The following is a 12,756-nucleotide window of genomic DNA, read 5'->3' as shown; positions in this document are numbered from 1 at the left end:
CTGAAAGGATTCCATCATGCTGCGCATGACCAACCTCTCCAAGGTGTACCGCACCCACATGATCGAGACGCACGCGCTGCGCGGCTTCGAGATCGACGTGCGCGAAGGCGAATTCGTCACCGTCACCGGCCCGTCCGGTTCCGGCAAGACCAGCTTCCTCAACATCGCCGGCCTCCTGGAGGAATTCACGGCGGGCGAGTACGTCCTCGACGGCGTCAACGTCAAGGGCCTGGACGACAATGCCCGTTCGCGCCTGCGCAACGAAAAGCTGGGCTTCATCTTCCAGGGCTTCAACCTGATCCCCGACCTGAACCTGTTCGACAACGTCGACGTCCCGCTGCGCTACCGGGGCTTCAATGCGAGCGAGCGCAAGAAGCGCATCGAGGAAGCGCTGGCCAAGGTGGGCCTGGCCTCGCGCATGAAGCACTACCCGGCCGAACTGTCCGGCGGCCAGCAGCAGCGCGTGGCGATCGCGCGCGCGCTGGCCGGCTCGCCCAAGCTGCTGCTGGCCGACGAACCGACCGGCAACCTGGACACCCAGATGGCGCGCGGCGTGATGGAACTGCTGGAAGAGATCAACGCGGCCGGCACCACGATCCTGATGGTCACCCACGACCCGGAACTGGCCGTGCGCACGAGCCGCAACGTGCACATCGTCGACGGCCAGGTCTCGGACCTCGTGCGCAAGGGGCCGACGCTGGTCGACAGCGGCGCCGCCGTCACCGCATAAGGAGAAGCCATGTTCGCTTATTACCTGAAGCTGGGCGTGCGCAGCCTGCGCCGCAACCGGGCCCTGACCATCCTGATGGTGCTGACGCTGGCCGTCGGCGTGGCCGCCAGCGTCTCCACACTGACCATCCTGCACATGATGTCGAACGATCCTATCCCGCAGAAGAGCGAGCGGCTGTTCGTGCCGATCATCGACAACGGCCCCCTCGACAAGGATTATTCGCCGGAGGAGAAGTACGAAAACACGCAGATCAGCTACCAGGACGCGATGAATTTCGTGAAGAGCGGCCAAGGCGTGCGTCGCACGGCGCTGTTCGCCGTGGCCGCGCCGGTCGAACCTGTGCGCAAGGAGATGCCGCCCTTCTTCCAGTCGGGGCTCGCTCCCACGCGCGACTTCTTCGCCATGTTCGACGTGCCCTTCCTGCACGGCCAGGGCTGGAACGAGGCCGACGAGGCGCGCGGCGCGGACGTGGTGGTCCTCAGCCGCAAACTGGCGGGCAAGCTGTACGGCGATGCGAACCCCGTCGGCCAGCGCGTCACGCTGATGGGCTTCCCTTATACCGTGGTCGGCGTCGCGGACGACTGGCAACCGCTGCCGCGTTTCTACCAGCTGGCCGGCGGCCCGCGTTTCGGTAACAGCGAAGCGTTCTTCATCCCGATGTCGAACGCAGTGCGCCACGAAGCGGCCATCAACGGCGGCATTTCGTGCTCGACGGCCGTCGCGCCCGGTTACGCCAACTTCCTGGCATCCGAGTGCACCTGGGTTACCGCCTGGTTCGAGACGGCATCCAAGGGCGACCGGCGCGACCTGCAGGCCTGGCTGGACGGCTATGCGGACGAGCAGCGCAAGCTGGGCCGCCTGAAGCGCCATGCGCCGAACATGCTGTACGACGTGGGCGAATGGCTCGCATACGGCAAGGTGGTGTCCAAGGACAGCAGGCTGCAGGCCTGGCTGGCGTTCGGCTTCCTGCTGCTATGCCTCGTCAACACGGTGGGCCTGCTGCTCGCCAAGTTCTCGGTGCGCGCCTCGGAAATCGGCGTGCGCCGCGCGCTGGGTGCCTCGCGCCGCGAGATCTTCCGCCAGTTCCTCATCGAGACGGGCGTCGTCGGCCTCGTCGGCGGCGTGCTCGGCCTGGTGCTGGCCTTTGCCGCGCTGGCCCTGCTGCGCATGGCCAACAAGGAAATGGCGAGCGTCGCCACCATGGACATGCAGATGCTGGCGCTGACCTTCCTGCTGTCCGTCGGCGCCGCGGTCCTGGCCGGCCTGTTGCCGACCTGGCGCGCCTGCCAGGTCACGCCCGCCATCCAGCTCAAATCCCAATAAGCGCAGCAAGGAGAACACAATGGAAATCCGTCCCATCCTGTCCGCGCTGTTGCGCAACAAGACCGGCCCGATCCTGGTGGCGCTGCAGGTCGCCCTCAGCCTCGCCATCCTGGCCAATACCGGCCACATCGTCGAAGAGCGGCGCGGCGTCGTGACGCGCCCGTCCGGCCTGTCCGACGAACATTCGACCTTCTACTTCAGCGTCTACCCCGTCGGCAAGGAAACGCCCGAAAAACAGCTGGCCGACACCAAGCGCCAGGCCGACCTGTTGCGCGCCGTCGGCGGCGTGGCCGCGGTCGCCCAGGTGAGCCAGATGCCGATGTCGCGCAACGGCTGGATCTCCAGCGTCGCGCTCGACCGCAGCCAGGACAAGTCGGACACCACCGCCTCGATCTACCGCTCCGGCGATTCGCTGGTCAAGACTTTCGGCCTGCGCTTGGCCGAAGGCCGCGACTTCCTGCCCCAGGAAATCATGGACGTCAACGACGGCGCCGAGGAGGTGACGCCGCAGGCCGTCATCATCAGCAAGGCGCTGGCCGAGCAGTTGTGGCCGGGGCAGGCGGCGATCGGCAAGACGGTCTACATCGGCAGCAATCCGGCCGCCGGCGGCAGCCGCGTGGTGGGTGTCGTCGAACGCCTGGTCAGCGCCCATGCCGAAACCGACGGCATCAGCATGCGCACCATCATCATCCCCCAGCGCGTGTATGGCACGGGGCGCACGCTGTTCGCGGTCCGCACGGAGCCCGGCCAGCGCGACCGCGTGATGAAGGAAGCGGAAGCCGCGCTGCGCAGGTCCTCGGCCCTGCCCCTGATCATGGACCAGGTCACCGTCGAGGGCGATCGCCAGCGCCGCTACCGCAACGACGTCGCGCTGCAATGGACGCTGGTGACGGTGAGCGCCCTGCTGCTCCTGATCACGGCCTCGGGCATCGTCGGCATGGCCAGCCTGTGGGTGACGCAACGGAAAAAACAGATCGGCGTGCGCCGCGCCCTGGGTGCGCGCCGCATCGACATCCTGCGCTACTTCATCCTCGAAAACTTCATGATCACGAGCGCCGGCGTGTTCGGCGGCGTGGCGCTCGGGCTCGCGCTGAACCAGCTCCTCGTCAGCAAGCTGGAACTGGCGCGCCTGCCGGCCGGCTACCTGGTCGGCGGCGCCGTGATCTTCTGGCTGCTGGGCGTGTTCGCCGCCTACGGTCCGGCGTGGCGCGCGGCCAGCATCTCGCCGGCGACGGCCACCCGCAGCGTCTGACGGGCGCCGGACAATGCTATGCTGGCGGACATGCCTACCGTACTGATCATCGATGACAACGCCGCCGTCGGCATCGCGCTCGACGTGCTGTTCTCGCTGCACGACATCGCGTCGCTGCGCGCCGCCTCGCCCGAGGAAGGCCTGGCCATCCTGGCGCGCGAGCAGGTGGACCTCGTCATCCAGGACATGAACTTCACGGCCGACACCACGTCCGGCGCGGAAGGCACGGCGCTGTTCCGCGAGATCCGCAAGCGCCACCCGGACCTGCCCGTGATCCTGCTGACGGCGTGGACGCACCTGGACGCGGCCGTCGACCTGGTCAAGGCCGGCGCCGCGGACTACCTGTCCAAGCCCTGGAACGACGACCGCCTGCTGGCGACGGTGACCAACCTGATCGAGCTGGGCCAGGCCAACCGCGCGCTGGGCACGCGTCTGCAGCAGGAGCGGCAGGCGCGGCGCGAACTGGAGCAGCACTACGACCTGCGCGGCCTGGTCTGGGCCGATCCGGCCATGGAGCGCGTGCTGAGCCTCGCCTGCCAGGTGGCGCGCGCCGACGTGCCGGTGCTGATCACGGGACCGAACGGCACCGGCAAGGAGCGCATCGCCGAGATCATTCAAGCCAATTCCCAGGTCGCCGGCGGCCCCTTCGTCGTGCTCAACTGCGGTGCCCTGCCGTCGGAACTGATCGAGGCCGAGCTGTTCGGCGCCGACGCCGGCGCCTACACGGGCGCGTCGAAGGCGCGCGAAGGCAAGTTCGAGGCGGCCGACGGCGGCACGCTGTTCCTCGACGAGATCGGCAACCTGCCGCTGGCCGGGCAGATGAAACTGCTGCGCGTGCTGGAGACGGGACGCTTCGAGCGCCTCGGCTCGAACCGCGAGCGCCAGGTGAAGGTGCGCGTGATCAGCGCCACGAATGCCGACCTGTCCGCGATGATCCGCGCCGGCACCTTCCGCGAAGACCTGTTCTACCGCCTCAACGTGATCGAGCTGAAGCTGCCGGCGCTGGCGGCCCGTCCCGGCGACATCCTGCCGCTGGCGCACGCCTTCCTGGCCGCCGGCAAGCGCCTGCATCCGAGCGCCGAGGGCGCGCTGCGGGCCCATGCCTGGCCCGGCAACGTGCGCGAACTGAAGAACGTGATGGCGCGTGCCAGCCTGCTGGCGCGGGACGATGTCGTCATGCCGGCCGACCTGGGCCTGCCGCACGACGCCAGCGCCGGCGCCGTCCCCGGCTTCGCGGAGGCGGAGCCGGACCGCGACGCCATCGTGCGGGCGCTGGCGCGCGCGGGCGGCGTCATCGCCCAGGCCGCGGCCGAACTGGGGCTGTCGCGCCAGGCGCTGTACCGGCGCATGGAGCGGCTCGGCATCGAACGCACGGCATGAAGGAAGACGCGCAGGGTCGTTCCGCACCGCCGCGCCGGAGGCTGCGTTTTTCGCTCGTCACGCGCTGGTCGGCGCTGGTCGGCACCCTGCTCGCCGTCGGCATCCTGGCCGCCCTGGGCCTGGACCACCTGATGCCGGGCCGGCCGCTGGCCGTGCTGGGCATCTGCCTGCTGTGCGTGGTGCCCATCGCCGTGATCACGATCCGCGCACAGATCCAGCCCATCCTGTCGCTGTTCCGGGCGCTGGAAGGCACGGTGACGAGCTACCGCGACGGCGACTTTTCCTTCGGCCTGCACTGGGCGCAGAACGACGAACTGGCCGACCTGGTGCAAGCCCACAATGCGCTGGGCGATGTGCTGCGCGAGCAGCGCCTGGGCCTCGTGCAGCGCGAACTGCTGCTCGACACCATGGTGCAGAACACGCCGGTGGCGATGCTGCTGGTGGCCGACGCGGCGCATGCGCGCGACCCGCAGGCGCGCACCATCGTGTACGCCAACCTGGCCGCGCGCCAGCTGCTGTTCGGGGGCCGCAAGCTCGAAGGCCATGCGCTGGACGCCGTCCTGGCGCAGTCCGTGCCGGCGCTGGTCGAGGCGCTCGAGCGCGGCGGCGACGGCCTGTTCACGGCCGGCGACGGCGAGGACGAGGAGGTCTACCACCTGGCGCGCCGCCAGTTCACCCTGAACGGCCGGCGCCACGAACTGCTGCTGCTGCGCCAGCTGACGGCCGAGCTGCGGCGCCAGGAAGTGCAGACCTGGAAGAAGGTCATTCGCGTGATCAGCCACGAATTGAACAATTCCCTCGCGCCCCTTGCGTCGCTCGCGCATTCGGGCGCGGAACTGGTGCGGCGCGGCCAGACCGAGCGCCTGCCGCAGATCCTGCAGACCATCGGCGAGCGCACCCGCCACCTGGAAAGCTTCATCCTCGGCTACGCGCGCTTCGCCAAGCTGCCGGCGCCGCGCCTGGAGAGCGTGGCCTGGACCGATTTCACGGCGCGGCTGGCGGCGCAGGTCGCATTCACCCTGGCGGGCGGCCTGCCCGAGGAGCCGGCCCGCATCGACGTCGCCCAGATGGAGCAGGCGCTGCTCAACTTGCTCAAGAACGCCCACGAATCGGGCTCGCGCCCGGACGACGTCGCCCTGCAGGTGCGGCGCGTGCAGGACCTGCTGCGCATCGACGTGCTGGACCGGGGCAGCGGCATGAACGACGCCGTGCTGACCAACGCCCTGGTGCCCTTCTATTCCACCAAGCGCAGCGGCACCGGCCTGGGCCTGGCGCTGGCGCGCGAGATCGCCGAAGCCCACGGCGGACGCATCACGCTTTCCAACCGCGAAGGCGGCGGCCTGGCCGTCACGCTGATCCTGCCGGCCTAAATTCGGGGTCAGAGCACATTATTTGCGCGCGCATCGGCCAGTTCAACGAACATGCCAGCACATCGATACAAGATGATCGCCATTGGCGGCAAAGCCGGAATTTAATGTGCTCTGACCCCGAATTTTTCGGGTAAGATCGCCGCCATGTCATCCCCCGATCCCCGCTTTTCCCGTCCCGGCCACCCGCCCGCCACCATCACCGAATTCGAGGGCGTGCGCTCGCTGCACCTGGGCACCTCGTGGGAACAGGGGGCGATGCGTCTGTCTCGCCCGGATGCGATCGAGCTCGAATACGTGCAGATGATGATGTCCTGGATGCTGTTCAAGGATGATCCGCGCCGCATCGTGCAGCTGGGGCTGGGCAGCGCCGCGCTGACCAAGTTCTGCTACCAGCGGTTTCCGGAGGCGCGGGTGGCGGCCGCGGAGCTGAACCCGAACGTGATCGCGATCTGCCACGCGTACTTCGGCCTGCCGCCCAACGACGCGCGCCTGGACGTGCGCGAGATGGATGCGCTGGATTTCGTCATGGACCCGGCCAACCACGGCACCGTCGACGCGCTGCAGGTCGATTTGTACGACGAACAGGCGCGCGGCCCCGTGCTCGACACGCCCGAGTTCTACCAGGCCTGCGCCGACTGCCTGGCGCCCGGCGGCATCATGACGGCCAATGTGTTCGGCGACTTTTCGAGCTACGACAAGAATTTCCTGGCGATGGAAGGCGCGTTCGACGCCGTCGTCTGGCTGCCCGAAGTCCACGATGCCAACATCGTCGTCATCGCCTTCAAGGACGCGCCGCAGATCGACTTCACCGTGCTGTACGAGCGCGCCGGCGAGATCAAGCGGCGCTACAATCTGCCGGCCAGGAGCTGGGTGAACGGGCTCAAGGAATGGATGCGCGACCACGCCGGCTGACACCATGCCGGCCCGACGCGCCGTTTGCATGATCTTCATACCGAGGAGGCAGCATGTCCGAACTGAACAAGACCACCCTGGAGCGGGCGAACGCCGCGGTGCGCGCCGGCGACAACGAAGGCTTCCTGTCGTTCTGCACCGATGACATCGTCTGGTCCACCGTCGGCGGCGAGACGCTGCGCGGCAAGCAGGCGGTGCGCGACTGGATGACGAAGGAATACGTCGCTCCGCCCTCGTTCACCGTCGAGCGCCTCGTCGCGGAAGGCGACTTCGTCGTGGCGCTGGGCACCATCGCGTCCAGCGCCGACGACGGCACGCGCCTCGACAATGCCTACAGCGACGTCTGGCGCTTTTGCGACGGCAAGATGGCCGAGCTGCGCGCCTTCGTCATCCCGACGGGAACCTGATTCGTTCAGCGCCGCTCGCGCCACCACAGCCCCAGCATCGCGAGCGCGAACGCCACGCCGAACGGCCATGCGGGCAGGCTGCGCGTGCCCGGCGCGACGGCCTGGGGCGTGCGCGCTGCGTAGCGCGCCGTGGCGTCGCGCCGCTCGCTGCGCTGCCACAGCGGCCAATCCCGCTCGCCATACACATAGACCTGGCCCGCGGCCGGCGCCGCGGTCTGCGCCTGCGTCTCCATGCGCAGCCAGCCCGTCCGCTGCGGCCAGACCGCCACGCAGGAGGCATCGGGATGTTCCGCGCGGCGCTGCCAGGCGAGCGCCTGGTGCAGGTCGGGGAACGCGACGTCGCCCTTCACGCCTTGCGCACACACGGCCAGGCGCTGGCGCGGCAGCGGCATCTCCTGCGGCGCCAGCCAGGCGACGTCGCGCTCGCGCTGCACGCGCAGGCGGTCGAGCACATCCTGCCACCACAGTGCCAGCTGGCGCGGCTGGCTGATGGCATAGCGGTGCCAGTCGCCGGCACTGAGCCAGCCGATCCTTCCGCCCTGCCAGTCGCGCGTCCACAGGCCGTCGCCGCCCGTCCATTCGCCCTGGTTCGCCGCCCGCGGCGCCAGCGCGGTGGCGCTCATCGGCAGCACCGTACCGACGGTCCTGTCGGCCGGCTGCGGCGCCAGGCCCAGGCCGACGCTGCGCGACCACAGGCCGGCATCCTGGGCGTTCGCCCCCAGCACCAGCAGCGCGGATCCTTGCGCCACGCGCGCCATCACGGCCTTGCGGCCGGCCTCGCCGGCGCGCTCGAACCAGGCGGCGTCGACGATCTCCAGGTCGGGCTGCCGCATCTCCTCGCGCGCCGTCTCGGCACGGCCCAGGTTCTTGCCCAGTGCGACCTGCCAGTCGATCAGCGCGTGGCTGCCGGCCAGCAGGTCGTCCAGCGCGCGCAGGTCGAACGACGGCGCGCCGAAGCGGCCGCGCACCTGCAGCGGCAACGGTTCGCGCACGACGACGGGCACCGGACCCTCGTCGACGACCTTGCCGCCGGCGTCGAGCAGGCGCGCGCGCAGCACCAGCGTCTCGGCCAGCGGCGGCAGCCATTGCACGGCCAGCCGCCCCTCTCCCTGCGCCTGCGCCAGCACCTGGCCGTTCTCGGCCAGCAGCTGCAGGCGGCCCGGCGCCCGCCAGGAACGCTCGAGCGACAGCACGAACATGCGGCCCAGCGCGACCTCGCGCGGGAAATCGAGGAGGATGGCGGGCGTCTCCGGCTTCTTCCATGCCAGCGGACGCGCCGGCAAGTCGTCCCATTGCGCGGCGCGCAGGCCGTCGCCGTCCAGGCGCAGCGTGCGCACGCCGGCCAGCGAAGCGGGCGCCTCATTGCTCGACAGGGTCAGCGTCGTCCCCGCCGTGCCGGGCAGCGGAAAGTCGCCGACGGTGCCCGCCAGCGCGACACCCGCGACCAGCGCCAGCAAGGCATCGGGCACGCGCCGGCGCGCGAGGTAGACCGCCGCGCTCAGGATGCCGATGGCGACGGCGGCGATTGCGACGAGGTTCATTGCGCACCTCCCCGCAGCGCCTTCGCGAACGGCGTCTCGACCCGCGGCGCAGCCTGCAGCAGGACGGGCGCATCCTGCACGCCGCCACGCAGCCAGGCGCGCAGCACGGGACGGGCGTCGAGCTTGCCGTCGGCCACGTCCTGGATCGCGCGCTGGGCCGCCAGGCGCTCCTCGTCCCTGACGATGCGCTCGCGCACCCAGTCGTGCGCGGTGCGCGTCCACAGCGCCGGCAGCGGACCGTCGCCACCCAGCGCCTGCACCAGTTCGCGCAGGCCGGCCGGCACGACGTCGTCCGCTTCGTCCTGGGTGCGCTTGTAGCTCTTCGTATCGGCCATGTCGCCGCTCATGCGCTTGTCTTCCTTGATGGCGGGCGGCGTGAAGGCCGTCTTGTGCAAATAGATGCGTTCCGACTGCTGCAATTCCTTGATCGCCTCCAGCGCCTTGTGCTCGGGCGGCAGCGCCGTCTTCGGGGTGATCGCGCGCAGCGCCTTTTCCGCGTCCCACATGGCGACCAGCGCACGGCGCAGGATCTTCTTGGTGGCGTCGTCGAACAGCGTCGCGTTCTCGGCCTGGTCGTGCGCATGGCCGAATTCGTGCAGCACGTCCTGCTTGCCGTGGCCTTCCGCGCCATGGTCGTCGTGCTCCTCTTCGCCGAACAGCGTCGATTCCTCGCCCAGGAACTGGCCATAGCGGCGCCGCAGCGCGGCCTGGTCGGAGGCGATCGACTCGCTGCGCTCGCGCACCTCGGCGTCCTTGAGCTTCCGGTCGCGCATGTCGGCCACCAGCTGTTCCGTGTCGATGATCACCTGGCGCTGGCTGCGCAGGCTTTCCGGCTTGACGAGCATCGGCAGCGCCGACGTCTCCTCTTCTTCCTCGGACGGCGGCGCCGGCAGGCGCAGCGTGTAGGTGGGCGACTGCACCGTGTGCGGTGTCGCCGCGTTGTCGGCGGCGCGCACGAAGAAGTACAGCTCGTCGCCCGGCTCCATGCCAAGGTCGGCCAGCGACCAGTTGCGGCTCCAGGTACGCCGGCGCGGATCGTTCGAGACAGGCAGGGGCAATTCGCGGTCGCTGAAGCGGATGTTCTCGCCGCTGCCGCGCGCCAGCGTCAGGTGCATGGTGGCCTGCACGATGCGGTAGTCGTCGCGCACCTCCACGGCGATCGCGGTGTCCTTCGCATCGCGGGCCAGCTCCTTGACCATCTCGTTCGGTTGCGTGACCGTGATCTCGGGCGCCCCGTCCGGAATCACCTTCAGCGTGTAGCGGGCGCCGCGCCAGCGCCAGAACACGGATTCGGTGGCGGTCCAGCGCGCGCAGGCCTTGCCGGCCTGCAGCCGCTGGCCGTCGCTCAATTCGATCGTTTCCGACGCGCCGGCCGGATCCTTCAGGCACCATTCGACGACCGTCCGTTCCGGCGCCTGCAGGTCGCGCGGCGCGTGGCGCGTCTGGTCCACACCCGTGTAGCGGGGCGGCGTCAAGGTCACCGTCAGCTCGGCGCGCGCCGCCGCCGCGGCCGCGGTCGGACCGCCGACTTCGGCCGCGGCGCCCGGCCCTGCCGCCGGATGCTGCAATACGTTCGCGCCCCAGGCCAGGCCGGCCAGCAGCACGCTCCCCGCCAGCCAGGGCAGGCCGAAGCGCACGCGCGCGAAGGCGATGGCGCGCAGGCGCCGCGGCGGCAGCGCGGCATCGAGGCGCTCGACGAGACGCCGCTGCTGCAGCTGCGCCAGCGGCGATTCGGCATGCACGAGCAGGCTGGCGCTGTCTTCCATCTCGGGCACGGCGGCATCGATCCAGCCGGTCCAGCCCTGCGCCACCCGGCGCTGCAGGCGCAGGCCATCCCAGGCGCAGAACGCCGTCCAGGCCAGCAGCCCCGGCGCCGAGCGCAGCGCCAGCCACGGCACGCTGCCGGCCGCCCACATGGCGCCGCGGCGCAACAGCGCGGCACGCCACAGTCGTCGGGCGAGTTCAGCGTCGGCGGACATGGGTCAGGATCCTCTCCAGGGCAAACAGGACGACGAGCAGCAGCGCCAGCCGGTCACGCAGTGCGCCGGACGCCGCGGCGGCAGGCGCGGACGCATCGGCGGCCAGCACCTGGGCCGGCATCGGATACGGCCGCGGGCCGACGTGCAGGCGCTGCCAGTCGGCGACCAGGGCGCGGGCCGCCTCGGCGTCGCGCGGCGGCCAGGCAGTATTGCTCCACAGGCGGCCGCGCGGGCTGTCGACATAATGCAGTCCGCCTGCCTGCGGCGCCTGCGCCAGCTCGGGGAAGGCCGCGGGATTCGCGACGAGCCACAGCGGCGCGCGCAACGGCGCGGGCGGCGCTTCCGGCACGTCCCACACGATGAGTTCCGTGCGCGCGCCCGGCTGGGCATCGACGACCACGCGCAGCGGACCGTCGAGCGCCGCGAACAGGCGGCGCCATGCGTCGGCACGGTTGCTGACGATGGCGACGTGGCGCTCGACGGGCGGCGCGGACGCCGGCGCGGTACGCAGCGCGACGGGATGACGGAAACGGGGCAGTACGGCCGGCATGGCGGCGTCGCCCACCACCAGCAGGCGCGCCTCGGGCTTGAACTCGCGTTCGTGGGCATGGATCCAGGCGCTCGCGTCGCGATCCGGCAGGGTCAGGCGCGCGGCATCGGCGAAGCCGGCGGCCTGCGCTTCCTTGTCCACCGCCGCCGGCGCGCTGCCGGGAACGACGAGCACCGTATCGCCGCGCCAGGGCAGCAGCAGGTCGGCCAGCAGGGCGATCAGCGTGACGAGCAACAGGCAGCGCAGCAGCAGCAGGAGGGTGTCGCTCCAGCGCCACACGCGCCGCTGCAGCGGTTCGCTCCTGGGCAGGAAGCGTGCCGTCGCCAGGGGCAGCGCCTGCGTCTGTTCGCGCTTCTTGCGGTGCCACAGGATCGGCAGCAGCAGGACGGGCAGCGCCCACCACCACAGCGATGCGTTCATCGCCCGCCTCCCCGCAACGATGGATGCAACAGCGTGCGCAGCACGTCGCCCGGCGGCTGCTCGATGCGGGCCTGGACGAACGGCAGGTCATGGCGGCGGCATTGCAGCGCCACCGCGTCGAAATGGGCGGCGCGGTTGCGCAGGTAGCCGGCGCGCAAGTCGCGCCCGAAGCGCACCATGCCGCCATCACCCTCGGGATCCCGGTACGACGATGCCGTGTCGAACTCGCCGTCGACCTCGGCCTGCGTCTGCAGGCACACGGCGCGCACGTCGTGGCGCATGCTGCGCAGGCGGAGCAAGGCTTCCGACAAGGGCGACGGCCAGTCGAGGAAGTCGCCGGCCACGCACACGACGCCGGGCGAACGGGTGAAATGCAGGCTGGCGCGCAGCGTGTCGCTGCCGGGCAGGCTGCCGTCCGCCTGCGTGGCCTCGAGCCGTGCCAGGATGCGCTGCAGCTGGCGCGGTCCGCGCGCGGCCGGCGTGAAGTGGGTGCGCTCGCCCTGGCACACGACGAGGCCGAACGCGTCGCCCTGGCGCTGGGCGATGGCGCCGATGCAGGCCAGCAGCAGCCGCGCGTACTGCAATTTGTTCACGCCCTCGATGCTGCGGCTGGGCTCCAGCATCGATGCGGTGGCGTCCAGCACCAGCCAGACGGCGACGTGGCTGTCGCGCTCCGCCTCGCGCACGAAATAGCGGTCGGCCCGGGCCAGCAGCTTCCAGTCGACGCGGCGCCATTCGTCGCCGGGCGCATAGGCGCGGTATTCGGAAAACTCGACGCCGGCGCCACGCTCGCGCCCGACGTGGATGCCGTGGCCGAGCCCCGCCAGCACGTGGCGCACGGCCAGTGACAGTTTGGTGGTATGGGCGGCCAGCGCCGCGCTTGCCGGCACCG

11 protein-coding genes are annotated in these 12,756 nt (G+C 70.4%); 7 read left to right on the top strand and 4 right to left on the bottom strand.

All coding sequences use genetic code 11. From position 1 onward, the window contains the following. Positions 1-16: 16 nt before the first annotated feature. From ACI1V7_RS17855 to ACI1V7_RS17825, 7 genes are all read left to right on the top strand, one after another. Positions 17-730 carry an ABC transporter ATP-binding protein gene (locus ACI1V7_RS17855; RefSeq protein ID WP_404533139.1) on the top strand — a complete coding sequence of 238 codons (714 nt, stop codon included), beginning with the start codon at positions 17-19 and terminating at the stop codon, positions 728-730. Positions 731-739: 9 nt separating this feature from the next. Then, positions 740-2,053, top strand: coding sequence for an ABC transporter permease (locus ACI1V7_RS17850; RefSeq protein WP_404533138.1), 1,314 nt, complete (start codon positions 740-742; stop codon positions 2,051-2,053). A 19-nt stretch (positions 2,054-2,072) separates the two neighbouring features. Continuing rightward, complete coding sequence (locus tag ACI1V7_RS17845; RefSeq protein WP_404533137.1) at positions 2,073-3,305, top strand: ABC transporter permease; 1,233 nt, start codon at positions 2,073-2,075, stop codon at positions 3,303-3,305. 30 nt (positions 3,306-3,335) lie between these two features. After that, on the top strand, positions 3,336-4,685 hold the full coding sequence (locus tag ACI1V7_RS17840; protein ID WP_404533136.1) for a sigma-54-dependent transcriptional regulator: 1,350 nt from the start codon (positions 3,336-3,338) through the stop codon (positions 4,683-4,685). Continuing rightward, on the top strand, positions 4,682-6,055 hold the full coding sequence (locus ACI1V7_RS17835) for a sensor histidine kinase (RefSeq protein WP_404533135.1): 1,374 nt from the start codon (positions 4,682-4,684) through the stop codon (positions 6,053-6,055). Before ACI1V7_RS17840 ends, ACI1V7_RS17835 begins: the two co-directional genes overlap by 4 nt. 144 nt (positions 6,056-6,199) lie before the next feature. Continuing rightward, on the top strand, positions 6,200-6,967 hold the full coding sequence (locus tag ACI1V7_RS17830; protein WP_404533134.1) for a spermine/spermidine synthase domain-containing protein: 768 nt from the start codon (positions 6,200-6,202) through the stop codon (positions 6,965-6,967). Between the two features lie 53 nt (positions 6,968-7,020). Beyond that, a complete protein-coding gene (locus ACI1V7_RS17825; RefSeq protein ID WP_404533133.1) occupies positions 7,021-7,374 on the top strand; it encodes a nuclear transport factor 2 family protein in 354 nt (117 codons plus the stop codon). 5 nt (positions 7,375-7,379) lie between these two features. Here the strand turns inward: ACI1V7_RS17825 and ACI1V7_RS17820 are convergent, their stop codons facing one another. Genes ACI1V7_RS17820 through ACI1V7_RS17805 form a run of 4 tightly spaced genes read right to left on the bottom strand, consistent with a single transcriptional unit; the run spans position 7,380 to position 12,754 of the window. Next, positions 7,380-8,915, bottom strand: a complete 1,536-nt coding sequence (locus ACI1V7_RS17820; protein WP_404533132.1) for a hypothetical protein — start codon at positions 8,913-8,915, stop codon at positions 7,380-7,382. Then, complete coding sequence (locus ACI1V7_RS17815) at positions 8,912-10,894, bottom strand: hypothetical protein (protein ID WP_404533131.1); 1,983 nt, start codon at positions 10,892-10,894, stop codon at positions 8,912-8,914. The genes ACI1V7_RS17820 and ACI1V7_RS17815 overlap by 4 nt, the downstream gene beginning before the upstream one ends. Further along, on the bottom strand, positions 10,878-11,864 hold the full coding sequence (locus tag ACI1V7_RS17810) for a hypothetical protein (RefSeq protein WP_404533130.1): 987 nt from the start codon (positions 11,862-11,864) through the stop codon (positions 10,878-10,880). The genes ACI1V7_RS17815 and ACI1V7_RS17810 overlap by 17 nt, the downstream gene beginning before the upstream one ends. Further along, positions 11,861-12,754 carry a DUF58 domain-containing protein gene (locus ACI1V7_RS17805; RefSeq protein ID WP_404533129.1) on the bottom strand — a complete coding sequence of 298 codons (894 nt, stop codon included), beginning with the start codon at positions 12,752-12,754 and terminating at the stop codon, positions 11,861-11,863. The genes ACI1V7_RS17810 and ACI1V7_RS17805 overlap by 4 nt, the downstream gene beginning before the upstream one ends. Positions 12,755-12,756: the final 2 nt, after the last annotated feature.

It is taken from the genome of Massilia paldalensis, assembly GCF_044901715.1.
Classification (GTDB): domain Bacteria; phylum Pseudomonadota; class Gammaproteobacteria; order Burkholderiales; family Burkholderiaceae_D; genus Telluria; species Telluria paldalensis.
Note: the sequence above shows the minus strand (reverse complement) of the source record. Positions and strands in the feature narration are given on the sequence as shown.